This is a genomic window from Streptomyces sp. CB00455 (assembly GCF_001905445.1).
Classification (GTDB): Bacteria; Actinomycetota; Actinomycetes; order Streptomycetales; family Streptomycetaceae; genus Streptomyces.
This window is the reverse complement of the sequence record NZ_LIVQ01000002.1, coordinates 19,351-45,791: the sequence shown is the minus strand read 5'-3', so window position 1 is coordinate 45,791 and position 26,441 is coordinate 19,351. Positions and strand designations below refer to the sequence as shown.

Below are 26,441 nucleotides of genomic sequence, written 5' to 3'. Positions count from 1 at the left end.
GTTGCACAGCAGATGACTGCCATCTCTCTCGGAATGCCGTCCGTGCCGACGAAGCTTGCCGACCGCCGGGTCAGCCGCAAGATCCAGGTCGGTTCCGTGGCCGTCGGCGGTGACGCGCCCATCTCGGTGCAGTCCATGACCACGACCCGCACCTCCGACGTCGGCGCCACGCTCCAGCAGATCGCCGAGCTGACCGCCTCCGGCTGCAACATCGTCCGCGTGGCCTGCCCCACCCAGGACGACGCCGACGCGCTCGCCGTCATCGCGAAGAAGTCGCAGATCCCGGTCATCGCCGACATCCACTTCCAGCCCAAGTACGTCTTCGCCGCGATCGACGCCGGCTGCGCCGCCGTCCGCGTCAACCCGGGCAACATCAAGCAGTTCGACGACAAGGTCAAGGAGATCGCGCGCGCCGCCAAGGACGCCGGCACCCCGATCCGCATCGGCGTCAACGCCGGCTCGCTCGATGCCCGCCTGCTGAAGAAGTACGGCAAGGCCACCCCCGAGGCGCTGGTGGAGTCCGCGCTGTGGGAAGCCTCCCTCTTCGAGGAGCACGGCTTCGGCGACATCAAGATCTCGGTCAAGCACAACGACCCGGTCGTCATGGTCAACGCCTACCGCCAGCTGGCCGAAGCCTGCGACTACCCGCTGCACCTGGGCGTCACCGAGGCCGGCCCCGCCTTCCAGGGCACCATCAAGTCCGCCGTCGCCTTCGGCGCGCTCCTCTCCGAGGGCATCGGCGACACCATCCGCGTCTCCCTCTCGGCCCCGCCCGTCGAGGAGGTCAAGGTCGGCAACCAGATCCTGGAGTCGCTGAACCTCAAGCCGCGCCGCCTGGAGATCGTCTCCTGCCCGTCCTGCGGCCGGGCCCAGGTGGACGTCTACAAGCTCGCCGAAGAGGTCACGGCCGGCCTTGAGGGCATGGAGGTCCCGCTGCGCGTCGCGGTCATGGGCTGCGTCGTCAACGGCCCCGGCGAGGCCCGCGAGGCCGACCTCGGCGTGGCCTCCGGCAACGGCAAGGGCCAGATCTTCGTCAAGGGCGAGGTCATCAAGACCGTCCCCGAGTCGAAGATCGTGGAGACCCTCATCGAAGAGGCGCTGAAGATCGCCGCGCAGATGGAGAAGGACGGCGTCGTGTCCGGCGAGCCCACCGTGGCCATCGGCGTCTGAACGAACGCTCCGCACCGGCCCCGTTCCCGCAGCTCGGGGGCGGGGCCGGGCCTTCACGGCGACCTCGGGGACGCGGCATCCCCCAGCGACGCCGGGTACAGTGCGGAGATCAGCAGACTTGCACGGTGAGGCCCCCAGTGTTGACGCAGACCACCACCCGGGTCCTTGACCCCAGTGATCTCGACGCCGCGCTCGCCATCCTCGGACGCGAGCCGGTGGCGAACGCCTTCGTCACCTCGCGGGTCCAGGTCGCCGGACTCGACCCCTGGCGCCTGGGCGGCGAGATGTGGGGCTGGTACGCGGACGGCGAGCTGCGCGCGCTGTGCTACGCCGGCGCCAACCTGGTCCCCGTCTGCGCCGGGCCCGATGCCGTACGCGCCTTCGCCGACCGGGCCCGCCGCACGGGCCGCCGCTGCTCCTCGATCGTCGGCCCCGCCGAGGCCACGCGGCTGCTGTGGCAGCTCCTCGAACCGAGCTGGGGACCGGCCCGTGACGTCCGCTCCCGCCAGCCGCTCATGGTGATGGAGAGCCCCTCCACCACGGTCCGGGCCGACCCCCTGGTCCGCCGGATCCGCAAGGACGAGATGGACCTGATCATGCCCGCCTGCGTGGCCATGTTCACCGAGGAGGTCGGCATCTCGCCGATGGCCGGCGACGGCGGGCTGCTCTACCAGGCCAGGGTCGCCGAACTCGTCGGCAGCGGCCGTTCCTTCGCCCGCGTCGAGGACGGCCGGATCGTCTTCAAGGCGGAGATCGGCGCCGCCACCGCCCGCGCCTGCCAGATCCAGGGCGTCTGGGTCGATCCCGAGTTCCGCGGGCGCGGGCACTCGGAGACCGGCATGGCCGCCGTCGTCGCCCACGCGCTGCGGGACGTGGCTCCCGTGGTCAGCCTCTACGTGAACGATTTCAACACCGCCGCCCGGGCCGCGTACCGGCGGGTGGGTTTCCGCGAGGTCGGCGCCTTCATGAGCGTGCTGTTCTGAACCGGCCGCACCAGGACGGCCGTCCCCTGGACCGGCGCCCCGCGTACCGCAGGCCCCTGGACGGGCGGCGCCCCGCGCATCGCGGGCCCGGGGACGCTTCGCGGCCCGCGCACCCGCCGGGCCCGACCCGGTAGGCGCCCCGGCACCGTACCGGCCCGCCCCTGCCGCGAAGTAAGGTCGCCGCATGCTGCCTACCGGACTCCGCATCGGCCCCCTCGACCTCGCCGCGCGCGTGGACGAGGCCCTGCGCGTACAGGCCGTCGCCTTCGGCCTCAGCGAGGAAGAGGTCGGCATCCGGCGCCACATCGTCCAGCGCCACATGGCCTGCCGCGGAGCCCGCGCCCTCGGGGCCTTCACCGAGGACGGCGCCCTCACCGGCTTCGTCTACGGCCTGCCGAACGACCGCACGTACTGGTGGTCCGCCGTCGTCGAGCCCTACCTGCGGGCCGGCGGCCACGACGGATGGCTCGACGGCTCCTTCGTCATCACCGAGCTGCACGTCCACCCCGGATTCCAGGGCCACGGCGTCGGCCGCGCCCTGATCACCCGCATCACCGACCAGGCCGCCGAACCCCGCTCGATCCTCTCGGCCATCGACACCGACAGCCCCGCCCGCGGCCTCTACCGGTCCCTCGGCTACACCGACCTCGCCCGCCAGGTCCACTTCCCGAGCGCGAGCCTGCCGTACGCCGTCATGGGCGCCCCGCTGCCCCTGCTGCGGCCCTGAAACCGTTTCCGCGCCGGCCGCACGCCCCGGTAACCTCCCGGCATGTCTACGCAATACGTGCAGCGCATGTCCCGCCTCATGGCCAAGACCCTCCGCGAGGACCCGGCGGACGCCGAAACCCTCAGCCACCGGCTCCTGGTCCGCGCCGGCTACGTCCGGCGCAGCTCCGCCGGCGTGTGGACGTGGCTGCCCCTCGGCAAGCGGGTCCTGGACAACGTCTCGCGCATCGTCCGCGAGGAGATGGACGCGATCGGCGCCCAGGAGGTGCTGCTCCCGGCGCTGCTGCCCAAGGAGCCGTACGAGGTCAGCGGGCGCTGGTCGCAGTACGGGGACCTGCTCTTCCGGCTCAAGGACCGCAAGGGCGCCGACTACCTCCTCGGACCCACCCACGAGGAGATCTTCACCCTGGTGGTGAAGGACCAGTGCACCTCGTACAAGGACCTGCCGGTCATGCTGTACCAGATCCAGACCAAGTACCGCGACGAGGCACGGCCCCGGTCCGGGGTGCTGCGCGGCCGCGAGTTCCAGATGAAGGACTCGTACTCCTTCGACGTGTCCGACGAGGGGCTGGAGGAGTCCTACCGCCTGCACCGCGAGGCGTACGTCCGCATCTTCGAGCGGCTCGGGCTGGACCACCGGATCGTCTCCGCCGTGTCGGGCGCGATGGGCGGCTCGGCGTCCGAGGAGTTCCTCGCCCCCGCCGAGGCGGGCGAGGACACCTTCGTGGACTGCCCCTCCTGCTCCTACGCGGCCAACACCGAAGCCGTGACCTTCGCGCTCGCGCCGGTGTCCGCCGAGCACCCGGCACTGGAGGAGGTGGACACCCCGGACACCCCGACCATCGAGACCCTGGCCGCGCACCTGGGGGTCCCGGCCTCGGCGACCCTGAAGAACCTGCTGGTCAAGGTGGACGGCGAGATCGTGGCGGTGGGCGTGCCGGGCGACCGCGAGGTGGACCTCGGCAAGCTGGGGGAGCACCTGGCGCCGGCGGTGGTGGAACTGGTGGGCGCCGAGGACTTCGAGGGCCGCCCCGACCTCGTCCGCGGCTACGTGGGCCCGCAGGGCCTGGAGAAGGTCCGCTACCTCGCCGACCCGCGGGTGGCGCCCGGCACGTCATGGGTGACGGGCGCCAACAAGCCCGACACGCATGCGCGCCACGTGGTGTGCGGGCGGGACTTCGAAGTGGACCGCTACCTGGACGTGGTGGTCGTGCAGCCGGGCGACCCCTGCCCGTCCTGCGGCGCGGGACTGCGGCTGGACCGGGCCATCGAGATCGGGCACATCTTCCAGCTGGGCCGCAAGTACGCGGACGCCTTCGGGCTGGACGTGCTCGGCCGCGAAGGCAAGCCGGTCCGGGTGACGATGGGCTCGTACGGCATCGGCGTCTCCCGCGCGGTGGCCGCGCTGGCCGAGCAGACGGCCGACGAGCGCGGGCTGAGCTGGCCGGCCGCGGTGGCCCCGGCCGACGTCCACGTGGTGGCGGCGGGCAAGGCCGTGCCGCTGGCTCTGGCCGAGCGGGCGGCGGACGCGCTGGCCTGCGCGGGGCTGCGCGTTCTGCTCGACGACCGGGCGGGCCTGTCGCCGGGCGTGAAGCTCACCGACGCTGAGCTCATCGGGGTCCCGTGGATCCTGGTGGCCGGGCGGCGGTCCGCCGACGAGGTGGTCGAGCTCCAGCACCGCGCCACGGGCACCCGCGAGGAACTCCCCCTCACCGAAGCCCTGAGCCGCCTCACCGCCGACGCGTAGCCCCCGCCGGCCAGAGCACCCCTGCGCCGGCCAGGAGCCCACCCCTAGTCTTCCTCGCGCGGCAGATCTCCCCCGGGCTCTGCACCCGGCAGGTCGGCCGCCGGGAGTTGCGGGGCCTTCGGGCCGGTGAGGGACGGGGGCGCAGGGTCCGGGTCCGGCGTCGCGGGCGGGGCTGCCGGGGTGGCGGGGGGCGGCTCCGGGGGCGGGGCCGGGGGCGGGGCCGCGCGTTCCAGGAAGCGCAGCAGTTCCACCGGAAACGGCAGGACCAGCGTCGAGTTCTTCTCCGCCGCCACCGCCACCACCGTCTGCAGCAGACGCAGCTGCAGCGCCGCCGGCTGCTCCGACATGACCTCCGCCGCCTGCGCCAGCTTCTTCGACGCCTGGAGCTCCGCGTCCGCGTTGATCACCCGCGCCCGCCGCTCCCGGTCCGCCTCCGCCTGCCGTGCCATCGACCGCTTCATCGTCTCCGGCAGCGACACGTCCTTGATCTCGACCCGGTCGATCTGCACGCCCCACCCCACCGCCGGGCTGTCGATCATCAGCTCCAGCCCCTGGTTGAGCTGCTCCCGGTTGGACAGCAGGTCGTCCAGGTCCGATTTGCCGATGATCGAGCGCAGCGAGGTCTGGGCCATCTGCGAGACCGCGAAGCGGTAGTCCTCCACCTCGATGACGGCGCTCGCGGCATCCACCACCTTGAAGTACACGACCGCGTCCACCCGCACCGTGACGTTGTCGCGGGTGATGCCCTCCTGGGCCGGCACCGGCATCGTCACGATCTGCATGTTCACCTTGCGCAGCCGGTCCACGAACGGCACGACCATCGTGAAGCCGGGCCCGCGGACGCCCTCCCGCAGCCGGCCGAAGCGGAACACCACGCCCCGCTCGTACTGCTTCACGACCCGCGCCGCGGCGCCCGCGTAGGCGGCGATTCCCACGGCCGCGGCGATACCCGCTGTCAGCAGTTCTTCGACCATGACGGCCCCCTGCCGGACGTACCTTCCTCCCTAAACGGTATGCCCGCGGCACACGCCATGCCCTACAGCCAGGCCGCGAACTCCAGCAGCAGCTCCGCGTCCCGGCGCCGCCCGGCGGCCAGGGCCCTGCACCCCGACTCCACCGCCCGGAACACCGTCCAGCCCCGCAGCCGGTCCCGGTCCACCTCCAGGGCGTCGGCCAGCCTGTTCACCCGGCGCCGGGCACCGGCCGCCCCCGCCGAGGTCGCCATCTGGTCCTCCAGCCGGTCCCGGACCAGCCGCGCCAGGTCGTACGCCCGCTCGCCGACCAGCGGGTCCGGACCCACCGTCAGCCACGGCGCCCGCTCGCCCGCCAGCACCTTGCCCTGCCGGAAGGCCCCGTGCAGCAGGAGCTCCTCCGGCGGCGCCGCGACCAGCTCGTCGCGCATCGCCAGCGCCGTGCCGGCCAGCGGACGGACCTCCGCAGGAGCCGCCGCGATCACCGCCGACTGCCGCAGCGTCCGCTCCGCGACCGTCTCCCAGACGTGCCCGGCCGGCGGCGCCACCCACAGCCTGCGCAGCGTGCCGCTGGCCTCCAGCAGCGACTTCGTCTCGGGCAGGGAGCGCAGGGACACCTCCGGGTGCAGCCGCTCCAGCAGCAGCGCCCCGTCGTCCTCGTGGTACCGCGAATCGAGGACCCGTACCGCCCCGAAACCGCCCCAGTGCGCCAGCGCCGCCAGCTCCCGGTCGGGCCGGGCGTGCGGCGGCGCCAGCTTCAGCGCGGCCGGGGTCCCGTCGGCGTACCGGACGAGGACGACCAGGCTGCTGCGCCCGCCCGGAGCCTGCACCCGCTGGGCCTGCACCTCGCGCCGCGCCAGCGCGGCCTCGGCCAGACGGGGCAACTGCCCCAGCCAGGCCGCGTCCTGCGCCGGTTGCGGCATCTCGCCGAGCGCCCGTACGAGCCGCTGCGGCGGTTCGAAAGCCATGCGTGCGTGGTCCCTTTCAGCTGTGCGGGGCCCCTTTCGCCACTTCAGCGCTTTTCGGTGAGCCCAGGGAAGGCTACGCCGACACCGCGCCAGCGTGCCGCGCGCACGGCCGCGGCGCTCAGCGCGTCGGCCGCCTCGCGGCGCAGCGGACCCTCCGCGGCCCGCACCAGATCGGAGTAGGCGCCCGCCACCCGGTCCTCGATCCCGGCGGCCAGCCGTTCCGCGTCGCCGGGCGTGCGCACCTGGAACGGCAGGGCGTACGCCGCCTCCGAGGGGCGGGGCGCACCGCCCAGCTCCCGCACGGTCCGGGTGAGGGAGTCGCGCCGTGCGAGGTGGACGCCGTACGCCTCGCGGGCCTCCGCCGCACGGGGGCCCGCGACGCGGGCGCCGATCACCCCGTAGCCGTAGGCGGCCGCGTGCTCGGCCGCCAGGGCGGCCTGCGCCGCCTCCAGGGCCCGGCCGGCGGAGGTGGGCTCGGGGTTCACGACGCGGCTCCGGGGGTCGAGGTCAGCAGGAAGGCGTGCACGGCGCCGCAGGCGGCCACCGAGGCCAGCAGCCGGGCCAGCTCCCCCGGCGCCCCGGCCAGGTCGATGGTGCGGGCCTGCGACAGGCTCCGCTCGGCGTCCGCGAGCGCGGTCAGCGCCTCGGCGGGTACCGCGGGCACCGGCCCCCCGGCCGGCGCGGCCGCCCCGGTGCCGCCGGACGGTGAGGCCGAGGCGGACGGGGCCGCGGAGCCGGGAGGAGCGGGCGTGGGCGTACCGGGCGGGGTGGGCGACAGGGCCGCCGCATGGGCGGCGACGGCTGCCCGCAGCGGAGCGAGCCGCTCCGCCAGAGCCGGATGGGCGGCGGCGGTGGTGTCGTAACGTTCCAGCAAGCGCGTACTGTCACGAACGGCCGCCTCCCGCAGCCGCCGTTCGAGTGGAATCCCGGCATGCCTGCCGGGCGCGCTCCCGTCGGAGCACCCGGTGAGGAGCGCGGCGCCGGCCACACCGGCGGCGCCGCAGAACAGGCTCCTGCGCGAGGGGCTCAAGGGCGGAGTCCAGGGCACGGTGACGTCCTCGGGGCTGAAGGGCGGAGCAGGCTGTGATCACGGTACCCGGGGCCCTGTCCACAGGGCGGACGGCAACACCCTCCGCGACCGGATACCCTTTGACCTGACGCACGACGGAACCACAACAGCACACGCGGCCGAGGAGTCACCCGGATGAGCACCACCCAGAGCGACAGGCTGCGCGTATTGCTGGAGCCGCTCGCCGCCGCCAGGGGCCTGGACCTCGAGGAGATCGAGACGTCCCGGGCGGGCAAGCGCCGGATGCTGCGCATCATCGTGGATTCCGACGAGGGCGTGGAGCTGGACGCGTGCGCCGAGCTGAGTCGTGAGGTCTCCGACCTGCTCGACGCGAGCGACGTGATGGGTGAGGACGAGTACGTCCTCGAAGTGAGCTCGCCGGGCGCGGACCGCCCGCTGACCGAGCACCGCCACTACGTACGGGCGACCGGCCGCCTCGTGAAGTTCCAGCTGGCCGAGGGCGGGGAACTGATCGCCCGCATCCTCGGCGTCGGCGACGAGGGGATGGACCTCGAGATCCCGGGCGTGAAGGGCCGCAAGGCGACCGTCCGCCACATTGCTTTCACCGACATCGCCAAGGCGCGTGTCGAGATCGAGTTCAGCCGCAAGGACAAGAAGGAAGAGGAGGCGTAGTCGTGGACATCGACATGAGTGCCCTGCGGGGTCTGGTCCGGGAGAAGGAGATCTCCTTCGACCTGCTCGTCGAGGCGATCGAGTCGGCCCTCCTCATCGCGTACCACCGGACCGAGGGGAGCTTCCGCCGCGCACGCGTCGTGCTGGACCGCACCAACGGCCACGTGATCGTGTGGGCGACCGAGGACCCGAGGGACCTCGAAGAGGGCCAGGAGCCGAAGGAGTTCGACGACACCCCGTCGGACTTCGGCCGGATCGCCGCGACGACCGCCAAGCAGGTGATCCTCCAGCGTCTGCGCGACGCCGAGGACGACCTGACCTTCGGCGAGTTCGCCGGCCGCGAGGGCGATGTCATCACCGGCGTCGTCCAGCAGGGCAAGGACCCCAAGAACGTCCTCGTCGACATCGGCAAGCTGGAGGCCATCCTGCCCGTGCAGGAGCAGGTTCCCGGCGAGGAGTACACGCACGGGCTGCGCCTGAAGGCGTACGTCGTGCGCGTGGCGAAGGGTGTCCGCGGCCCGTCCGTGACCCTGTCGCGCACGCACCCCAACCTGGTGAAGAAGCTCTTCTCGCTGGAGGTCCCGGAGATCGCGGACGGCAGCGTCGAGATCTCGGCGATCGCCCGTGAGGCCGGTCACCGCACGAAGATCGCCGTCCGGTCCACCCGCTCGGGCCTGAACCCGAAGGGCGCCTGCATCGGCCCGATGGGCAGCCGTGTGCGCAACGTCATGGCCGAACTGCACGGCGAGAAGATCGACATCGTCGACTGGTCGGACGACCCGGCGGAAATGGTCGCGAACGCGCTGTCACCCGCCCGGGTGAGCCGCGTCGAGGTCGTGGACTGGGACTCCCGCTCCGCGCGGGTGACCGTGCCCGACTACCAGCTGTCGCTGGCCATCGGCAAGGAGGGCCAGAACGCCCGCCTCGCCGCGCGGCTCACCGGCTGGCGCATCGACATCCGCCCCGACACCGAGACGTCCCCGGACGCCGGCTCGGACCGGGACGGGGAATAAATCCGCTACCGCCCGGGGCTTACCGGACGGTAGACAGGATCTCGCGCGTCCGACGCCGATGTTTGGGCGGCGGATCGCGAGGCAATGGACACAACAACGCCGTTCGATTCATCACTCGTAGGGGTGAGGTCGGTACGGGGAGGTAGACTTAGGCGTGTCTGGCCGGACGCAAGCCCGCGCATGCCCCGAACGCACCTGTGTGGGGTGTCGGGAGCGAGCGGCCAAGAACGATCTGCTGCGCATCGTGGCGGTAGGGGACGCATGCGTCCCCGATCCACGCGGTACGCTGCCCGGCCGGGGTGCCTACGTGCACCCCGCCGTGGTCTGCCTCGACCAGGCGGTCCGCCGCCGGGCGTTCCCCCGGGCCCTCAGGTCCGCCGGAGCGCTCGACACGGCGGAAGTGCGCCGAGCCGTGGCCGTTGAGGCCGAGGCGACACCGTAAGACGTAGAACGGCACGGATACCCCGTGCGGTCAGGTACCTCGCGAGTTGGAAGTAGGTCGAGATTGCGATGAGCACTCGATGAGTACGCGATGAGTACGCCCATGAAGTAGCAACGGTCCGGCGTAACCCGGACCTAAAAGGAGCGAAGTGGCTAAGGTCCGGGTATACGAACTCGCCAAGGAGTTCGGAGTTGAGAGCAAGGTCGTCATGGCCAAGCTCCAGGAACTCGGTGAGTTCGTCCGTTCGGCGTCCTCGACGATCGAGGCGCCGGTAGTACGCAAGTTGACCGACGCACTGCAGGGGCCCGGCGGCAACGCCGGCAAGTCCGCTGCGAAGCCGGGTGCGCCCCGCAAGGCCGCCCCCGCCAAGCCCGGGGCACCGACCCCGGGTGCGGCTGCACGTCCCGCTGCCCCGAAGCCCGGTGCACCGGCTCCGGCCCCCAAGCCGGCCGCCGCCGAGGCTCCGTCCGCCGGCACCCCGGTGACTCCGGCCGCCTCCGGCCCGCGTCCCGGCCCGAAGGCTCCGGCCGCCCCCAAGCCCGCTCCGGCGGCGCCCGTGGCGACCGAGTTCACCGCGCCTCCGGCGGCCCCGGCCGCCCCGGCGCGCACCGAGCGTCCCGCCGCGGCCGCCCCCGGCCCCCGCCCGGCGCAGCAGCGTCCGGCGGCCCAGGGCGGCCAGAGCGGTGCCCGTCCCGGCGCCCCGCGTCCGGCCGGCTCCGCCCCCGGCGGCCAGGCCGCGCGCCCCGGTGGCGCTCAGGCCCCGCGTCCGCAGGGCGCCCGTCCGGCCGGTCCCCGTCCGGGCAACAACCCCTTCACCTCTGGTGGCTCCACCGGCATGGCGCGCCCGCAGGCGCCCCGTCCGGCCGGCGCTCCCCGTCCCGGCGCCCCCGGCGCCGGCGGCGGCCAGGGTGCTCCCCGCCCGCAGGGCGGCCCCGGCGGCGCCCCGCGTCCGCAGGGCGCCGGCGCAGGCCGTCCGACCCCGGGCGGCATGCCGCGCCCGCAGGGCGGCGCCCCGCGTCCGGGTGGTGCTCCCGGTGGCAACCGTCCGAACCCGGGCATGATGCCGCAGCGTCCCGCTGCCGGTGGTCCCGGTCCCCGTCCCGGTGGCGGCCCCGGTGGCCGTGGTCCCGGTACGGGCGGCGCAGGTCGTCCCGGTGGCGGCGCTGCTCGTCCCGGTGGCGGCGGCTTCGCCGGCCGTCCGGCTGGTCCGGGCTCGCGTCCCGGCGGCGGTGGCGGCTTCGGCGGCCCGCGTCCCGGTGGCGGCGGCTTCGGCGGCGGTCCGGCCGGTGCCGGTGGCGGCGGTCGTCCCGGCTTCGGCGGGCGTCCCGGCGGTCCCGGTGCCCGTGGTGGCACGCAGGGTGCCTTCGGCCGTCCCGGCGGTCCGGCCCGTCGTGGTCGCAAGTCCAAGCGTCAGAGGCGCCAGGAGTACGAGGCCATGCAGGCCCCGTCGGTCGGCGGCGTGATGCTGCCGCGCGGCCAGGGCGAGACCGTTCGCCTGTCGCGCGGTGCCTCCCTCACCGACTTCGCGGAGAAGATCAACGCCAACCCGGCGTCGCTCGTCGCCGTGATGATGAACCTCGGCGAGATGGTCACTGCCACGCAGTCCGTCTCCGACGAGACGCTCGAAATGCTGGCCGGCGAGATGAACTACGTCGTCCAGATCGTCAGCCCGGAGGAAGAGGACCGCGAGCTCCTCGAGGGCTTCGACATCGAGTTCGGCGAGGACGAGGGCGGCGAGGAATACCTCATGCCGCGTCCGCCGGTCGTGACCGTCATGGGTCACGTCGACCACGGTAAGACCCGACTGCTCGACGCCATCCGCAAGACGAACGTCGTTGCGGGCGAGGCCGGCGGCATCACCCAGCACATCGGTGCCTACCAGGTCGGTACCGAGGTCAACGGTGAAGAGCGCAAGATCACCTTCATCGACACCCCGGGTCACGAGGCGTTCACCGCCATGCGTGCCCGTGGTGCCAAGTCGACCGACATCGCGATCCTCGTGGTCGCGGCCAACGACGGCGTCATGCCGCAGACGATCGAGGCGCTCAACCACGCCAAGGCCGCCGGCGTCCCGATCGTCGTCGCGGTCAACAAGATCGACGTCGAGGGTGCCGACCCGGTCAAGGTGCGCGGTCAGCTCACCGAGTTCGGTCTGGTCGCCGAGGAGTACGGCGGCGACACGATGTTCGTCGACATCTCCGCCAAGCAGGGTCTGCACATCGACTCCCTGCTGGAGGCCGTCGTCCTCACCGCCGACGCCTCGCTCGACCTGCGTGCCAACCCGGAGCAGGACGCTCAGGGTATTGCGATCGAGTCCCACCTCGACCGCGGCCGCGGTGCCGTCGCCACCGTCCTCGTCCAGCGCGGTACCCTCCGCGTCGGCGACACGATGGTCGTGGGCGACGCCTACGGCCGAGTGCGCGCCATGCTCGACGACAAGGGCAACAACGTCGAGGAAGCGGGTCCGTCGACCCCCGTCCTGGTCCTGGGTCTCACCAACGTCCCCGGCGCCGGCGACAACTTCCTCGTCGTCGACGAGGACCGCACGGCCCGTCAGATCGCCGAGAAGCGTGCTGCGCGTGAGCGCAACGCCAACTTCGCCAAGCGCGTCCGTCGCGTGTCCCTCGAGGACCTCGACTCCGTGCTCAAGGCCGGTCTGGTCCAGGAACTCAACCTCATCATCAAGGGCGACGCGTCCGGTGCGGTCGAGGCTCTCGAGTCCTCGCTGCTCCAGCTCGACGTCGGTGAAGAGGTCGACATCCGGGTCCTGCACCGCGGTGTGGGTGCGGTCACCGAGTCCGACATCTCGCTGGCGATGGGCTCCGACGCCATCGTCATCGGTTACAACGTCCGTGCGGCCGGCCGTGCCGCGCAGATGGCGGACCGCGAGGGCGTCGACGTGCGCTACTACTCGGTGATCTACCAGGCCATCGAGGAGATCGAGGCGGCTCTGAAGGGCCTCCTCAAGCCGGAGTACGAAGAGGTCGAGCTCGGTACGGCGGAGGTCCGCGAGATCTTCCGCTCGTCCAAGCTGGGCAACATCGCCGGTGTCCTCATCCGGTCGGGCGAGGTCAAGCGCAACACCAAGGCGCGGCTCATCCGCGATGGCAAGGTCATCGCGGAGAACCTCAACATCTCCGGTCTGCGCCGCTTCAAGGACGACGTCACCGAGATTCGCGAAGGCTTCGAGGGCGGTATCAACCTCGGCAGCTACAACGACATCAAGATCGACGACGTCATCGCGACGTACGAGATGCGCGAGAAGCCCCGCGCGTAAGCGCGAGGCGGTTCGCACCGTGTCGTAACTCGTAACACCGGGGCCGGTCGGCGGAATATCCGTCGATCGGCCCCGGCCGTTGCGTGTACGGTTCTGGTGACCCTGCCGAGCGAAGGCCGGCAGGCCACCGAACCCGCACCGGCGGGATATCCGGCAATTGCATGTACGTGGGGACTCTGTCCTTCGATCTGCTCCTCGGCGACGTCCACTCGCTGAAGGAGAAACGCTCCGTCGTCCGGCCCATCGTGGCCGAGCTCCAACGCAAGTTCGCCGTGAGCGCGGCTGAAGTGGGCGACCAGGACCTGCACCGCAGGGCCCGCTTGGGGGTCGCCCTGGTGAGCGGGGACGCGGGGTTCCTCTCGGACGTACTGGACCGCTGCGAGCGGCTGGTCGCGGCGCGTCCGGAAGTGGAGCTGCTGTCCGTACGGCGGCGCCTCCACGGTGATGAAGACTGATTGCTTGTCTGCAAGAAAGAAGGAGACGGACCAGTGGCCGACAATGCGCGGGCGAAGAAGCTGGCGGACCTCATCCGGGAGGTGGTGGCCGAGAAGCTGCAGCGCGGCGTCAAGGACCCCCGCCTCGGGACGCACGTGACCATCACGGACACCCGGGTCACCGGCGACCTGCGGGAGGCCACGGTCTTCTACACGGTGTACGGGGACGACGAGGACCGGGCCAGCGCGGCAGCGGGCCTGGAGAGCGCCAAGGGCGTCCTGCGCTCCGCGGTCGGCCGGGCGGCGGGCACCAAGTTCACGCCCACCCTGACCTTCGTCGCGGACGCCCTCCCGGAGAACGCCAAGACCATCGAGGACCTCCTCGAGAAGGCGCGGACCTCCGACGCCCAGGTGCGCGAGGTCTCCTCCGGCGCCAAGTACGCCGGCGAGGCCGACCCGTACAAGAAGCCGGACGAGGACGACGACGAGGACGCAGCCGCGGAATGAGCAACGACGCAGGGAAGACTCCCGGGGGCCCCTCCCGGCCGGAGGCCGGGGGAGGCCTTGTCATCGTCGACAAGCCGTCCGGTTTCACGTCGCACGACGTGGTCGCGAAGATGCGCGGGATCGCGAAGACCCGCCGCGTGGGCCACGCCGGCACCCTCGACCCGATGGCGACGGGCGTGCTGGTCCTGGGCGTCGAGAAGGCCACCAAGCTCCTCGGCCACCTCGCGCTCACGGAGAAGGAGTACCTCGGCACGATCCGCCTGGGCCAGGACACCCTGACGGACGACGCCGAGGGCGAGATCACCTCGTCCACGGACGCCGGCGGGGTCACCCGCGAGGCCGTGGACGCGGGGATCGCCGCGCTGACGGGCGAGATCATGCAGGTCCCGTCCAAGGTCAGTGCGATCAAGATCAAGGGCGTGCGCTCCTACAAGCGCGCGCGGGACGGCGAGGACTTCGAGATCCCGGCCCGGCCGGTGACCGTCTCCTCCTTCCAGGTGTACGACATGCGGGAGGCGGAGGCCGAGGACGGCACCAAGGTCGTCGACCTCGTCGTCTCCGTCGTCTGCTCCAGCGGTACGTACATCCGCGCGCTCGCCCGTGACCTGGGCGCCGGCCTCGGCGTCGGCGGGCACCTGACCGCGCTGCGGCGCACGCGGGTCGGCCCGTACAAGATCGACCGGGCGCGCACGCTGGACCAGCTCCAGGAGGAGCTGACCGTCATGCCGATCGGCGAGGCCGCGTCCGCCGCCTTCCCCCGCTGGGACCTGGACGCCCGGCGGGCCTCGCTGCTCGCCAACGGCGTGCGGATCGACATGCCGCAGGAGTACGAGGCAGGCCGGACCGTGGCGGTCTACGGGCCGCAGGGCGATCTGCTCGGGCTCGTGGAGAACAAGGGCGGCAAGGCCAAGTCTCTCGCCGTCTTCGTCTGACCCCCGGCGCCCCTCGTCGTCCCTTGACGTGGAGCGGTGAGCGCACACCGTCTGCTGCTCACCGCTCCACGACCCCCCTCGGGTAGGTCTCTATCCACCCCGGCCCCGTTATTCACCCGTCCGAGCAGGCGCTCGGAGTGAATCGAGGGAGCGTAGGGGGGCGCGTTCGTCCCGCGTGCTTTCGTGCTTATCTTCGCCTGCCTACCGTCGTGCCGAGGGGGCGTCGCGGGGGAGCGGTACGGGGAGTGGTGCGGCCATGGCGGACGGGATCACCGGAGGTGGCGCGGAGGGTACGGCGGGGAGCGGGGCGCAGCTCGTCACGATCCGCGATCCCGAAGGACGGCCGCGCGGCAGCGGCTTCGTCGCCGACGACCGCGGGACGGTGGTGACCTCGCACGACGTCGTGGCGGGACAGGACCGGCTGCTGCTGTGCGCGCCGGGCCCGGCCGGGCGGACCTGGCGGGCCGGGGCGGGGGACGTGACGGCGCTGCCCGGGCTCGCGCTGGCGCTCGTGCGCTCCGACGGGCTCGGGGTGCGGCCGCTGCCGGTGTCGGTGCGCGGCGCGATCGCACCGGGGACGTACGTGACGCTGCCCGCGCGGGGGTGGCGGCAGGCGCGGGTGCTGAGGGGCACGGAGGTCACCCGCCCGCACACCGGCCGGCTGCACGCCGTGCCCGCGAGCGCGGTGGTGGAGCTGGCGATCGGGACGGACGGGCGGGACGCGCTGCTGCTGGGTGGGGAGACCTGCGGCGGCCCCGTCCTCGACGCCCGCACCGGAGCGGTGCTCGCGGTGCTGGGCACCGCTCTGCGGGCGGAACACCGCTCCGGCGGCCTCGCGGTGGCCCTGCGGGCGGCGGCGGGGGCCGACCCGGCCGGTCCGCTGGCCGCGCTGCTGGAACGCAACGCCGTGACGGTGCCGGCGTACGGGGGCGATCTGAATCTCGCCGGGGTCATGGAACTGACCGGCGCGACCATGGGCGCGGCCTTCGCAACGACCGGTTGGCAGCCGCCGTCCGAACCCGTGGAGCGACCGGTTGTCGCGGCCGAGCTGGACGCCTTCACGACGGGGGACCGACTGGTCCTCGGCCTGGTGGGGGCCCCGGGTACGGGCCGCACCACGGCTCTCGCGGCCCTGGCCGGACGCCGGGCACGGGGAGCCCGTCCCGCGCCGACGCTGTGGCTGCGCGGGGCCGACCTGCGGGCGGGCGACGCCTCCCTGTTCGACGCGGTGACGCGTGCGCTGACGTCGGCGGCCCGGATCGTGACGGGCCCCGCCCGGCCCGCCGGCCACGGTTCCGGCCCCGGTGCCGCTCCCCGTCCCGGAACAGGCGCGGATGCGGTTGCGGCTGTGGCGGCCGCCGTCGGGAGCGGCTTGCTCGTCGTGCTCGACGCCCCGCAGGAGATGCCGCCGGAGCTCGCGCACCGGCTGGGACCCTGGGCCGCGGCCACCGTGCGCCGGCTGCGCGCGAGCGGAGCCCGGCTGGCCGTCGCCGCCCGGCCCGAGCACTGGGAGCGGGCCGGCGCCCTGTGCCCGCCCGAGGTCCTGCACACCCCCGCCCGCCCGGACCGCCGGATGCCGCCCGCCCTCCCGCTCGGCGACTTCACCCCGGCCGGGGCCGAGACCGCCCGGGCCCGGCTCGGCATCCCGGCCGACGCGCTCCGGGAGCCCGACGCCCGCCACCCGCTCACCCTGCACCTGCTCGCCGGGATCCGCGCCGCCGGGGTCACGGCCGGCCGGCCCGGCCGCGACGAGGTCTTCGCCGCCCACCTGGACCTGCTGTGCCTGCGCACCGCGGTCCGCATCGCCGCCTCACACGCCGGACCCGGCCAGGTGCACGGGCCCGGGGTCCGGCGCCTGGCCGCGCGGGTGGCCGGGCGGGTCCACGAGGCCGCCCGGCACTGCCTGGGCCCCGGACAGGGCGCGCTCGACCGGACCTCCTTCGAGACGCTGTTCCCGCGGCGCACCGGCTGGGCCGCCGCGGTGCTCACCGAGGGGCTGCTGGTGCCCGCCGGACCCGGCTACCGCTTCGCCCACGAGGAGCTGTCCGACTGGATCCAGGCCGGGCACCTGGACGTCCCGACCGCCCTCGCCGCCCTCGTCCACCGCCCCGCCGCGGCACAGCTCCCCGCACCCCGGCCCCGGACCGGCCCCCTTCTGGAAGCCCTGAGCGCCCTGCCCCCCGACAGGCTGCGCAAAGAGCTCATGCACCTCCTCCACCGCCTCAACCGCCTCTTCGAGGACGGCGGGACCGCGGCCCCCGGCCCGTACGGATCCGCCGACCCGGCCTGGTGGGCCACCCGCCTGCTGCGCGAGACCCTGCTCCGGTCCCCCGACGCCCGGACCCACCTGCCGGTACTGCACGCCCTCGCCGAGCACGTGGCCCGCTGCGGCCCGGGCGAGTTCGGCGGCTGGTTCTGGAACCGGCTCAAGCTGCCCGAATCCGACCGCCTCGACCTGCTGCGCCGGCTGCTGCCCGCCGACCCCGCCGAAGCGGTCCCGGGCGAGCGCTACCTCGACGCCGCCGCCCGCCGCCTCACCCGCGACCCCCGGCTCGTACAGCCCCTGCTGTGCGCCTGGTTCACCGACGGGCGGCGGCTGCGCGGCCGGCCCGGAGCCACCGTCGCCACCGCCGCCCAGGCCCTGCTCCACACCCACCGCCGGCTCGCCCCGGACGACCTCACCGAGGCGCTCGTCACCACCGCCCACCCCCGCGCCGGCGAGCTGCTCGCCGCGCTCGCCGAGGAGGAGCCCACCGCCCTGTGCCGGGCCGTGCACCGCTGGGCCCACGACGAACGGCCCGCACGCCACCTCGCGGCCGCCGCCCACGCGCTCGCCACCGCCCCGCACGTGCGCACCCCCGCCGACCGCGAGCTGCTGCGCCACGCCGCCCGGGCGCTGCTCGCCCGCCCCGCCGACCCCGGCGTGCACGGCAGCGCCCTGGCCGTACTGCTCCGCGACCCCATGACGCGGGGCCGCTACCTGCCCGACGCCCTCGCCTGCTTCCTCGACCCGGCGTGCGGCTCCCGGCTCCCCGCCTCGGCGCTGGTCGCGGCGCTGCCCGTACTGCCCGATCCCAACCCGGTCTTCGCCGCCCTGCGGGCCCGGGCCGACGCGGAGGTGCTGCGCGCCCTGGCCGCGCTGACCACCCCCGGGCCGGACCGGTGCGCGGCCGACCTCGTGCGCGAGCACCTCACCCGCCACCCCGAGGACGCACCGCACGCCGCCGCCTTCGTGGCCCTGCGCCTGGAGCAGGGCCCCGCCGCCGAGCCCGTGCTGCGCCCGCTGGTCCTCGGCCTGATGCGGTCCGCTCCGGCGGGCGTGCGGGCCGAGCTGGCCGCCGTACTGGCCGCGCCGGGCGGGCCGCCCTCGTACCCGCTGCGGACCGAGCTGGCCGAGGTACTGCTGCGCGAGGAGACCGATCCGCGGGTGCTCGACGCCTTCCTCGGGGCCGCCGGGGCCGGGGCCGCCGCGCGGCCGGAAGGCACGACGCGGGAGCTGCTGCGGCGCACCGGGCGCCAGGTGCGCGGGGTCCCGGGCGGACCGGCGGCCTTCGGACGGCGGACGGTGGAGCCGGCCGGCTGCGAGCCGGCCTTCGGTGCGCTCGTGGCGCGCCCGCCCGCGCGGGCGGGCGCCGGAGAGGCGCCCCTGCCGGGCCCGGGCGCGTGGCGGACGGCGGAGAGCGTCGGCGGGGCCGGCCCGGAGGTGATGTGACGATACGGCGCTGCGGTCGTCCCGCGCGGACGCCGATGCGGGCCCGCGGGCACCGGCATGGCAGTCTTAGACCTGTAATCGGCAATCAGTACAAGGCCTACACGGGTTCGGGCGAGGAGCGGTCACAGTGCAGCGCTGGCGTGGCTTGGAGGACATCCCCCAGGACTGGGGACGCAGCGTCGTCACCATCGGCTCCTACGACGGCGTGCACCGCGGTCATCAGCTGATCATCGGACGGGCGGTGGCCACGGCGCGCGCGCTCGGCGTCCCGTCCGTCGTCGTCACCTTCGACCCGCACCCCAGCGAGGTCGTGCGCCCCGGCAGCCACCCGCCGATCCTGGCCCGCTACGACCGGCGCGCCGAGCTGATGGCCGGTCTGGGTGTCGACGCCCTGCTGATCCTGCCCTTCACGGCGGAGTTCTCGCAGCTGTCCCCGGCGGACTTCATCGTCAAGGTGCTGGTCGACAAGCTGCACGCGCGGGCCGTCATCGAAGGCCCGAACTTCCGCTTCGGCCACCGGGCCGCCGGCAATGTCGCCTTCCTGACCGAGCTGGGCGCCACCTACGACTACGAGGTCGAGGTCGTGGACCTGGTGGAGCGCGGCGAGGCGGGCGGCGGTGTGCCGTTCTCCTCGACGCTCGCCCGCAAGCTGGTCGCCGAGGGCGACATGGAGGGCGCCGCCGAGATCCTCGGCCGCCCGCACCGGGTCGAGGGCGTCGTGGTGCGCGGTGCGCAGCGCGGGCGCGAGCTCGGCTACCCGACGGCGAACGTCGAGACGCAGCCGCACACCGCGATCCCGGCGGACGGGGTGTACGCGGGCTGGCTGACGGCTGACGGCGAGCGGATGCCGGCGGCGATCTCGGTCGGGACGAACGTGCAGTTCGACGCCACCGAGCGGACCGTGGAGGCGTACGCGATCGACCGGATCGGGCTGGACCTGTACGGGAAGCACGTGGCCGTCGACTTCCTCGCGTACGTGCGGGGGATGGCCAAGTTCGAGTCGCTGGACGGGCTGCTGGAGGCGATCGCGGACGACGTGAAGCGGGCGCGGGTGCTGACGGACGCCTACGACATGCGCTGACGCCGGACGGGCGAGGGCCCGTTCCGCCCCGGACCGCGAACGCGGTCCGGGGCGGAACGGGCCCTTTCTGCTGGGCCTGGGCGGTCAGCCGAGCCGGGGGTCGCGCGGGGGCTGTTGGGGCTGCTGGGGATGCGGCTGCTGTGGCTGCTGCGGCTGTTGTGGGGCGGGCGGCTGCGGGGCCGGGGGCTGCTGCCACGGCTGGCCGGGCTGCGGGTAGGGCTGGCCGTAGGGCGGCTGCGGCTGCTGGTAGGGGGACGGACCCTGCGGCTGGCCGTACGGCTGCTGCGGGGGCGGGGGTTGCTGCGGGTGGTGGGGCTGCTGAGGGGCTCCCCAGTGGCCCTGCGGGGCCTGCTGCTGCGCCCGGACGAAGTCCTCGGCCACCAGGGCGGAGAGGTTGAAGTACGCCTCGCGGGTCTTGGGCCGCATCATGTCGAGGTCGACCTCGGCGCCGGCCGCGAGGTGCTCGTCGAAGGGCACCACGACGACACCGCGGCAGCGGGTCTCGAAGTGCTGCACGATGTCCTCGATCTTGATCATCTTGCTGGTCTCGCGGACCCCCGAGATGACGGTGAGCGAGCGGGAGACGAGATCGGCGTAGCCGTGGGCGGAGAGCCAGTCCAGGGTGGTGCTGGCGCTGCTGGCGCCGTCCACGGACGGGGTCGAGATGATGATCAGCTGGTCGGCCAGGTCCAGGACGCCGCGCATCGCGGAGTAGAGGAGGCCGGTGCCCGAGTCGGTGAGGATGATCGGGTACTGGCGGCCCAGCGTCTCTATGACGCGGCGGTAGTCCTCGTCGTTGAAGGTCGTGGAGACGGCCGGGTCCACGTCGTTGGCGATGATCTCCAGGCCGGAGGGGGCCTGGGAGGTGAACCGGCGGATGTCCATGTAGGAGTGCAGGTACGGGATGGCCTGGACCAGGTCCCGGATGGTCGCGCCGGTCTCACGGCGGACGCGGCGGCCGAGGGTGCCGGCGTCCGGGTTCGCGTCGATGGCCAGGATCTTGTCCTGGCGCTCGGTGGCGAGGGTGGCGCCGAGCGCGGTGGTGGTCGTGGTCTTGCCGACGCCGCCCTTGAGGCTGATGACGGCGATGCGGTAGCAGGACATGACCGGGGTGCGGATCAGCTCGAGCTTGCGCTGGCGCTCGGCTTCGGCCGCCTTGCCGCCGAAGCGGAAGAGGCCGCCGCCACCGTTGTTGTTCTTGGGCTTCTGCTTGTTGCGCAGGAGGCGGTCGGAGGAGAGCTCCACGGCGGCGGTGTAACCGAGCGGGGCCCCGCCGGAGCCCTGGCCGGCCGCCGCGTAGCGGGGGTCGTGCGGCTGCGGCGGCTGCTGGTGCGGGCCGGCGGGCCACTGGGCCGCGGAACGGGGGTCGTACGGGGGAGTGTGGGGCTGGGGGTGGGCCTGGTGCGGCGGCTGGGGCGGGGCCGGAGCCGGCGCCGGGAAGGAGTAGGGGTCCTGGGGCGCGAACGCGGGCGGCAGCGGCGGCAGTTCCCCACCAGGCCCCCCGAACGGTGCCTCCGCGGCGGCGGGCGGTACCTCCGCAGGGATGACCGGCGGCGCTACCGGGTGTCCGGTGGGCGCCGGCAGGGGCGTGCCCTCGGCGGGGGTATCGTGCGGGCCGCCCCGGTCGGGGGCGGGGAAGGACGGCGCCGCCGGGGTGGGCCGACCCGAGTCGGCCACGGGGGCCGGATCCCCGAAGACGGCCGCGTCGGCCGGCGCGGACGCCGGGACCTCGCCCTGCGACGGCGCTTCGTGCGGCGCCGGAGACCCCTCGGAGGGGGCCGGGGGCGTGTACGGCGGGGCCGCGTCGGCCGGCGCCGGGGCGCCGAACTGCTCGGACGCGGAAGCCTCGTCCGCCCACGGGGCCGATGCGGCCGATGCGGCCGCGGCGGGGGCTTCCGCCGGGCGCGGCGTGCCGAAGGGCTCGGGCGACCGGGCCCCTCCGGCCGCCGGGGCCGGCGCGTCAGCCGGCGCGTCAGCCGGCGCGGTGGCGCCGAACGGCGCGGGCGCGGGGGTCCCGTCCGGCGTCGCTGCGAGCCGGGCCGCCGGGGTGTCGTACGGCGCGGGCGCGGGGGTCTCACCCGGCGTCGAGGGCGGGTAGCCCGGTGCGGCGGCGTCGAACGCTGCGGGCTCCGTGGTCCCGTCCGTCGTCGGGCCGGGCCGGGCCGCCGGGGCGGCGTCGGCGGGTGCCGGGGCGTCGAACGGCTTGGGCGCGTGGGTCTCGCCCGGCCTCGCAGCCGGGTAGGCCGGCGCGTCAGCCGGTGCGGTGGCGGCGAACGGCGCGGGCGCGGGAGTCTCGCCCGGCGTCGAGGGCGGGTAGCCCGGTGCGGCGGTGCCGAACGGCGCGGGCTCCGGGGTCCCGTCCGGCGCCGGGGCCGGGACCTGCCAGGCCGGGGCCGGGGCCGGGGTGCCGAACGGTGCGGGCTCCGGGGTGGCAGCCGACGCCGGGGCGGCATCGGCCGCAACCGGCTTCCGGGGAGGCGAAGCCGCTCCGTCCGGGGCCGGGGACCCGTGCGACGGGACCGGGGCGGCCGGGCCCGGCGCCGGCAGGGGAGCGGGCAGACCCGCGCCGTCCGAGGCCGTCCGCGGCGCCGGCGGCGCGATCCGCATCGTCGAGGGCGAGTCCGCGTCCGACGGGCGGTGGGGTTCGAAACCGCTGCCCTCAGGCAGCCCCGGCACCTGCGCGGCCGGAGCCGCACCCTGCGTGTACCAGGCCGGCGGGGTGTAGTCGATGGTGAACTCGCCCGTCAGTTCGGACTCCGCGTCGGACTGATCGTCCGTCGGGACGTCCCACGTCCCGCCGCGCCTCTCGTTCCGATCGCCGCTCACTGGTCCTCCTGGTCTGTCGAACGCCGGTCCGGCGTCCACCTCGACGCCGCGCCCGCGCCCAGCCTAATCGCGCCCCGCCGCCGGTGTCCGCCCGCGCCGGGTCCAGCGACCCCGGCCCCGCCCCGGCGGTCAGTCGATCCGCCGTGCCGCGCCCAGCAGGCCCGTCTCCGCTTCCGTCCCCTGCGTCATCACGAACTGCCGGTCCCGCGGCGTGCACCACAGTGTCACGCCGTCGCCCAGCGTCGGCAGTGAGTCCACCGCAGGCCGCGGCAAGCCCATCAGCTGCCCGATCTGTTCCGCTTCGTCCGGGGAGACCCGCTGCACACCCACCAGCGACGACTGCCGCAGCAGCCGCGGCGCCGTCGGGCTCAGGTACGGCAGCAGGGTCAGCACCGACTGCCAGGGCCCGGCCACCACGCGCCCGCGCGGCGGACGCATCCCGCAGTCCCGGATCACCAGGACCGGGCTGCCCGCCGACGCGCCCTGCGGGGGCACCCGGCCCACCTCGTGCAGGGTCACGCACTGCTGCCCGCCGCCCGCCGCCTGGGCCAGCCCGGACCACGCGTGCCCGCGCCCGGTCTCCACCGCCACCCGGGCCCCCGTGGCCGCCGCGCGCAGCGCCAGCACCTGCGCCGTCCACAGGCCGCCGATCAGCGTGACCTCGTAGGGCGTCGGCCGGTTGACGCCGAGCACCGCAGGGCGCCCCTCCGCGTCCACCCCGATGACCACCCCGTCGTCCCCGACGGGCAGCGCGAGGACGTCCAGGTCCGCGGCCGCCACCACGTGCCGCTCCCGCCGCGGGCCGACCAGCCCGAAACCGCCCCTCATCATCGCGCCCCTCCCAGCGGCAGCGAGGCCAGCAGCCCCGGTACCTGCTCCCGGTCCAGGCGGACCAGGCCGGCCTTCACGCCCCGCGCCGTCCGCTCCAATTCCCTGCGGGCGGCGACCAGTTCCTCGTCACTGCGCCCGGTCACCCGTACGTGCCCGGTCAGCGTCACGCCCTGGCGCTCCGCCGGGGCCATCGTCAGGCTGAAGTTCGTCGCCAGCGCGGGCAGCGAGGTCAGCAGCGCCACGAACTGCGGCAGCCCCGCCGCACCCGTACCGCCGAGCTGCGGCCAGCGCGCTATCCAGTAGGTGGTGTGCCGCCGGTCGTCGCAGCGCCAGATCCGCGGGGTCTCCTCCGTACGCCGCCCCGTGCTCGCCGAGCGCCCCGCCTGGGTGATCGCCATCGGGTTCGCGCACGAGGAGGTCGCAAGGGCGGCCGTGAGTTCCTGCTCGGTCAGCACGGTGGCCTTGAACCCGGCCCCGGTCAGCCGGCTCGCCAACTGGTCCGCCGCCCGCACCACGCACCGCTGCGCCCCCGCCAGACCGCCGCCGCGCGCGGTCACCGCCTCGGGGCACAGCTCCGGATCGAGTTTCAGCGCGATCCAGGTGAGCCGCACCGCCGGGGTGCCCGTCCGGGCTTGCAGCGGCGCGTAGTTGCGCGTGGCCATCGACTGGGCGGGCAGGTGCGGGGCCGGCGCCGGCTGGGTGTGCTGCACCAGCTGCGCGGACTCCAGCCGGATGCCGTCGACTTCGAGGATGTCCCGGACGGCGGCCAGCGGCAGCGGCCGCGCCCCCCGCTCGGGCCGCAGCGCGGTGGCGTCGGTGTCGACCTGCACGACCGCGGTCAGGAAGGTCCCGTCGCCGATCATCCCGACCGGCCTGCGGTCGCGGTCGCTGAAGGTGAGGGTGCGCAGAGCCGGATCGGCCTCGACGAGCGGGGCCAGCCCCGGCTCCGTGCCCGCCGGCACGGCCAGGGAGGCGGACCGGCGCCGGCGCGCGCGCAGGGCGACGGCGCCGGCGATCCACTCGGGCAGGGAGCGCTGGTGCCTGCGTACGACCGCGAGGACCACCAGGAGCAGGGCCAGCACACCGGCGGGAACCAGCAGCAGCGGCTCGACCACCCAGGCCACCAGCAGGGCGGCCGCGGCCACTTCGAGCAGCACGAGCTGTTGCAATCGGAACGGACCGAAGCGGCCGGGGCTCGACTTCGGATGCGGCGTCACCCCGCCGCGTGCGGGTGCGTCCGCGCCAGTCTGCGGCTGCGTCGCGGTGGCCATCACTCGCGCACCTCCCCTTTCCGGGGCGAGACCCCATGAGTCCCGGCGCTGCGCGACAGCTGCCGCATGGCCCCGGAATCTCCCCAATCCACCCCAACAAGCCCTGATTGACCCGGTCCGGAAGGCGCTGAGCGGCAGCCTCACCCTACCCGGCCCGTGCGTGCCGTCGGTCAAGAGGCATAGTAGGTGCCCGGTCCGACAATCGAGGCCCGGGGACCGTACTCACCGACCGGGCCGTGCGGGGAGAAGCAGGCGGTCATGGCATCACGACGTGATGAGCTCAACGCGTACACCTTTGCGAAGCGGCGCACGGTGGCCGCGTTCCTCCAGCCCACCGCCACGGGGACCGAGGAGGGTGCGCCGCGCCCGCTGCACGCGGTCGTCCCGGGCGTGATCGTCGCGGCGGTCGTGCTCGCCGCCTTCGGCGCCTGGGGCATGTTCAAGCCGACGGCTCCCAAGGGCTGGGCGGACCCGGGGACCCAGGTCCTGGTGGGCAAGCAGTCGACGACCCGGTACGTGGTGCTGACGACCAAGGTGAACGGCAAGGACCAGACCCGGCTCCACCCGGTGTTGAACCTGGCCTCGGCCCGACTGCTGCTGGATCCGCAGAAGTTCAAGGTCGTCCAGGTCGAGGACAAGGTCCTGGACGCGGGCAAGCCGCCGCGCGGCCCCATCATCGGCATCCCGTACGCGCCCGACCGGCTCCCCGCCAAGGAGGACGCGGCCAAGGCCAAGCGCTGGGCCGTCTGCCAGCAGCCGGGCGGCAACGGCCGTGGGGTGCAGACCGCCACCTTCGTCCTCGCGGACCGCGAGACCCACCTGACGGACGACGCGCGCCGGCTCACCGACGGCCAGTCGCTGTACGTGCAGAGCACCGGACCGGGCAAGCAGCGCTACCTGGTCGACGCGACGGGCACGAAGTACAAGTTCCCGGAGGGCACCCCGGCCGCCGGCACGATGACCAACGCCCTGGTCGGCAGCAGCGCGACCCCCCAGCAGGTCGGCGACGCGTGGCTGGCGACCCTCAACTCCGGTGAGGACCTGGCCTTCCCGCCGCTGCCCGGCAAGGCGGGCGCGGACGCCGGCGTGAAGGGCCTGGGCACCGCCGACAACAAGGTCGGCATGGTGCTCATGGCCCAGACCGGCTCCGGCACCCAGCACTACGTCGTCCTGCCGGGGAAGGTCGCGCCGGTCTCCGACTTCGTGGCCTGGCTGCTGATCTCGGCCCCGGCCACCGACGGCCTCAACATGCACGGCAAGCCCCGCGAGGTCGACCTGCAGTCCCTCAGCCCCGACGCCGTCCCCTTCGCCGGGGACGTCAAGTGGCCGCAGAAGAAGACCGAACGGGTCAACCAGAGCGCACCGGCGGGCGCGGCCGCGGCGGGTGGCGCCGGCGCCCGCGACACCGTCTGCAACGTCCTGCGCGCGGTCGACGGCCAGGGCAACCAGACCCTGAGCACCTGGGCCGGCACCGGCTTCCCCGTCGACATCACCGCCAGCGGCACCAGCGCCTACGTCACCCCCGGCTCGGGCCTGCTCTACACCCAGGTCCAGGGCAAGCAGACCACGGCCGGCGGGTCCCTCTTCCTGGTCACCGACACCGGTCTGCGGTACGCCGTCCAGGCCAACGGCGACAGCGACAGCGAGCAGTCGAAGATCGGGGCCTCCGACCAGCAGGCCAAGGGCGCCACGGGCGGCGCCCCCGAAGCCAGCCAGGCACAGATCCGGCTCGGCTACGCGGGCGTGACCCCGGCCATGGTGCCCATCGCGTGGTCGGAGTTCCTCTCCAAGGGGCCGCGCCTGGACACCAACTCCGCCCGCCAGCCGCAGGGTTCGTGAGGAAACCGC

21 protein-coding genes are annotated in these 26,441 nt (G+C 74.2%); 14 read left to right on the top strand and 7 right to left on the bottom strand.

Annotation, left to right across the window (positions count from 1 at the left end; genetic code table 11):
* The first annotated feature begins 12 nt into the window (after positions 1–12).
* From ispG to AMK16_RS07630, 4 genes are all read left to right on the top strand, one after another.
* Complete coding sequence (gene ispG, locus AMK16_RS07645) at positions 13–1,170, top strand: flavodoxin-dependent (E)-4-hydroxy-3-methylbut-2-enyl-diphosphate synthase (RefSeq protein ID WP_073910886.1); 1,158 nt, start codon at positions 13–15, stop codon at positions 1,168–1,170.
* Positions 1,171–1,307: 137 nt separating this feature from the next.
* Positions 1,308–2,153: a GNAT family N-acetyltransferase gene (locus AMK16_RS07640; protein ID WP_199885383.1), complete on the top strand. Its 846-nt coding sequence runs from the start codon at positions 1,308–1,310 to the stop codon at positions 2,151–2,153.
* A gap of 184 nt (positions 2,154–2,337) precedes the next feature.
* Positions 2,338–2,880, top strand: a complete 543-nt coding sequence (locus tag AMK16_RS07635; RefSeq protein WP_073910879.1) for a GNAT family N-acetyltransferase — start codon at positions 2,338–2,340, stop codon at positions 2,878–2,880.
* Positions 2,881–2,922: 42 nt separating this feature from the next.
* Positions 2,923–4,626, top strand: coding sequence for a proline--tRNA ligase (locus AMK16_RS07630; protein ID WP_073910876.1), 1,704 nt, complete (start codon positions 2,923–2,925; stop codon positions 4,624–4,626).
* Positions 4,627–4,670: 44 nt separating this feature from the next.
* Here the strand turns inward: AMK16_RS07630 and AMK16_RS07625 are convergent, their stop codons facing one another.
* From AMK16_RS07625 to AMK16_RS36180, 4 genes are all read right to left on the bottom strand, one after another.
* On the bottom strand, positions 4,671–5,600 hold the full coding sequence (locus tag AMK16_RS07625; protein WP_073910873.1) for a slipin family protein: 930 nt from the start codon (positions 5,598–5,600) through the stop codon (positions 4,671–4,673).
* Between the two features lie 62 nt (positions 5,601–5,662).
* Positions 5,663–6,565 carry an aminoglycoside phosphotransferase family protein gene (locus AMK16_RS07620; RefSeq protein WP_073910869.1) on the bottom strand — a complete coding sequence of 301 codons (903 nt, stop codon included), beginning with the start codon at positions 6,563–6,565 and terminating at the stop codon, positions 5,663–5,665.
* A 44-nt stretch (positions 6,566–6,609) separates the two neighbouring features.
* Positions 6,610–7,050, bottom strand: coding sequence for a ferritin-like domain-containing protein (locus AMK16_RS07615; protein WP_073910866.1), 441 nt, complete (start codon positions 7,048–7,050; stop codon positions 6,610–6,612).
* Positions 7,047–7,439 (bottom strand): hypothetical protein, encoded by a 393-nt coding sequence (locus AMK16_RS36180; protein ID WP_158071213.1) that lies wholly within the window; start codon positions 7,437–7,439, stop codon positions 7,047–7,049. The genes AMK16_RS07615 and AMK16_RS36180 overlap by 4 nt, the downstream gene beginning before the upstream one ends.
* Before the next feature lie 330 nt (positions 7,440–7,769).
* Between AMK16_RS36180 and rimP the strand changes: the two genes are divergently transcribed.
* The 9 genes from rimP (at position 7,770) to AMK16_RS07565 (ending at position 19,665) form a co-directional block, all read left to right on the top strand.
* Positions 7,770–8,267, top strand: a complete 498-nt coding sequence (rimP, locus tag AMK16_RS07605; RefSeq protein WP_073910860.1) for a ribosome maturation factor RimP — start codon at positions 7,770–7,772, stop codon at positions 8,265–8,267.
* 2 nt (positions 8,268–8,269) lie between these two features.
* The gene (gene nusA / locus AMK16_RS07600) at positions 8,270–9,280 is read left to right on the top strand and encodes a transcription termination factor NusA (RefSeq protein WP_073910856.1); all 1,011 of its coding nucleotides are present in this window, start codon (positions 8,270–8,272) and stop codon (positions 9,278–9,280) included.
* Between the two features lie 154 nt (positions 9,281–9,434).
* Positions 9,435–9,722, top strand: a complete 288-nt coding sequence (locus tag AMK16_RS07595) for a YlxR family protein (protein ID WP_073910852.1) — start codon at positions 9,435–9,437, stop codon at positions 9,720–9,722.
* A 148-nt stretch (positions 9,723–9,870) separates the two neighbouring features.
* Positions 9,871–12,999, top strand: coding sequence for a translation initiation factor IF-2 (gene infB / locus AMK16_RS07590; RefSeq protein WP_073910848.1), 3,129 nt, complete (start codon positions 9,871–9,873; stop codon positions 12,997–12,999).
* A 161-nt stretch (positions 13,000–13,160) separates the two neighbouring features.
* Positions 13,161–13,454, top strand: coding sequence for a DUF503 domain-containing protein (locus AMK16_RS07585; protein WP_073910844.1), 294 nt, complete (start codon positions 13,161–13,163; stop codon positions 13,452–13,454).
* A gap of 33 nt (positions 13,455–13,487) precedes the next feature.
* Positions 13,488–13,940 (top strand): 30S ribosome-binding factor RbfA, encoded by a 453-nt coding sequence (gene rbfA / locus AMK16_RS07580; RefSeq protein WP_073910841.1) that lies wholly within the window; start codon positions 13,488–13,490, stop codon positions 13,938–13,940.
* On the top strand, positions 13,937–14,872 hold the full coding sequence (gene truB, locus AMK16_RS07575) for a tRNA pseudouridine(55) synthase TruB (protein WP_073910837.1): 936 nt from the start codon (positions 13,937–13,939) through the stop codon (positions 14,870–14,872). Before rbfA ends, truB begins: the two co-directional genes overlap by 4 nt.
* A gap of 256 nt (positions 14,873–15,128) precedes the next feature.
* Positions 15,129–18,584, top strand: a complete 3,456-nt coding sequence (locus AMK16_RS07570) for a S1 family peptidase (RefSeq protein WP_073910833.1) — start codon at positions 15,129–15,131, stop codon at positions 18,582–18,584.
* Between the two features lie 127 nt (positions 18,585–18,711).
* Complete coding sequence (locus tag AMK16_RS07565) at positions 18,712–19,665, top strand: bifunctional riboflavin kinase/FAD synthetase (protein ID WP_073910829.1); 954 nt, start codon at positions 18,712–18,714, stop codon at positions 19,663–19,665.
* An 84-nt stretch (positions 19,666–19,749) separates the two neighbouring features.
* Here the strand turns inward: AMK16_RS07565 and AMK16_RS07560 are convergent, their stop codons facing one another.
* From AMK16_RS07560 to eccE, 3 genes are all read right to left on the bottom strand, one after another.
* Positions 19,750–22,491: an SCO5717 family growth-regulating ATPase gene (locus AMK16_RS07560; RefSeq protein WP_073910826.1), complete on the bottom strand. Its 2,742-nt coding sequence runs from the start codon at positions 22,489–22,491 to the stop codon at positions 19,750–19,752.
* Positions 22,492–22,620: 129 nt separating this feature from the next.
* Positions 22,621–23,319, bottom strand: a complete 699-nt coding sequence (locus AMK16_RS07555) for a hypothetical protein (protein WP_073910823.1) — start codon at positions 23,317–23,319, stop codon at positions 22,621–22,623.
* Positions 23,319–24,593 carry a type VII secretion protein EccE gene (gene eccE / locus AMK16_RS07550; RefSeq protein WP_073910820.1) on the bottom strand — a complete coding sequence of 425 codons (1,275 nt, stop codon included), beginning with the start codon at positions 24,591–24,593 and terminating at the stop codon, positions 23,319–23,321. The genes AMK16_RS07555 and eccE overlap by 1 nt, the downstream gene beginning before the upstream one ends.
* 258 nt (positions 24,594–24,851) lie before the next feature.
* On the opposite strand from eccE, the gene eccB reads away from it, so the two are divergent.
* Entirely contained in the window at positions 24,852–26,432 is a 1,581-nt protein-coding gene (gene eccB / locus AMK16_RS07545; RefSeq protein WP_073910816.1) for a type VII secretion protein EccB, read from the top strand.
* Positions 26,433–26,441 lie beyond the last annotated feature (9 nt).

Bases quoted from the DNA above. Each gene is read 5' to 3' on its own strand.
- AMK16_RS07635 (WP_073910879.1), top strand. From the start codon at position 2,338: ATGCTGCCTACCGGACTCCGCATCGGCCCCCTCGACCTCGCCGCGCGC.
- AMK16_RS07555 (WP_073910823.1), bottom strand. From the start codon at position 23,319: ATGAGGGGCGGTTTCGGGCTGGTCGGCCCGCGGCGGGAGCGGCACGTG.
- truB (WP_073910837.1), top strand. From the start codon at position 13,937: ATGAGCAACGACGCAGGGAAGACTCCCGGGGGCCCCTCCCGGCCGGAG.
- AMK16_RS07570 (WP_073910833.1), top strand. From the start codon at position 15,129: ATGGCGGACGGGATCACCGGAGGTGGCGCGGAGGGTACGGCGGGGAGC.
- AMK16_RS07585 (WP_073910844.1), top strand. From the start codon at position 13,161: ATGTACGTGGGGACTCTGTCCTTCGATCTGCTCCTCGGCGACGTCCAC.
- eccE (WP_073910820.1), bottom strand. From the start codon at position 24,593: ATGGCCACCGCGACGCAGCCGCAGACTGGCGCGGACGCACCCGCACGC.
- AMK16_RS07625 (WP_073910873.1), bottom strand. From the start codon at position 5,600: ATGGTCGAAGAACTGCTGACAGCGGGTATCGCCGCGGCCGTGGGAATC.
- eccB (WP_073910816.1), top strand. From the start codon at position 24,852: ATGGCATCACGACGTGATGAGCTCAACGCGTACACCTTTGCGAAGCGG.
- AMK16_RS07630 (WP_073910876.1), top strand. From the start codon at position 2,923: ATGTCTACGCAATACGTGCAGCGCATGTCCCGCCTCATGGCCAAGACC.
- rimP (WP_073910860.1), top strand. From the start codon at position 7,770: ATGAGCACCACCCAGAGCGACAGGCTGCGCGTATTGCTGGAGCCGCTC.
- ispG (WP_073910886.1), top strand. From the start codon at position 13: ATGACTGCCATCTCTCTCGGAATGCCGTCCGTGCCGACGAAGCTTGCC.
- AMK16_RS07620 (WP_073910869.1), bottom strand. From the start codon at position 6,565: ATGGCTTTCGAACCGCCGCAGCGGCTCGTACGGGCGCTCGGCGAGATG.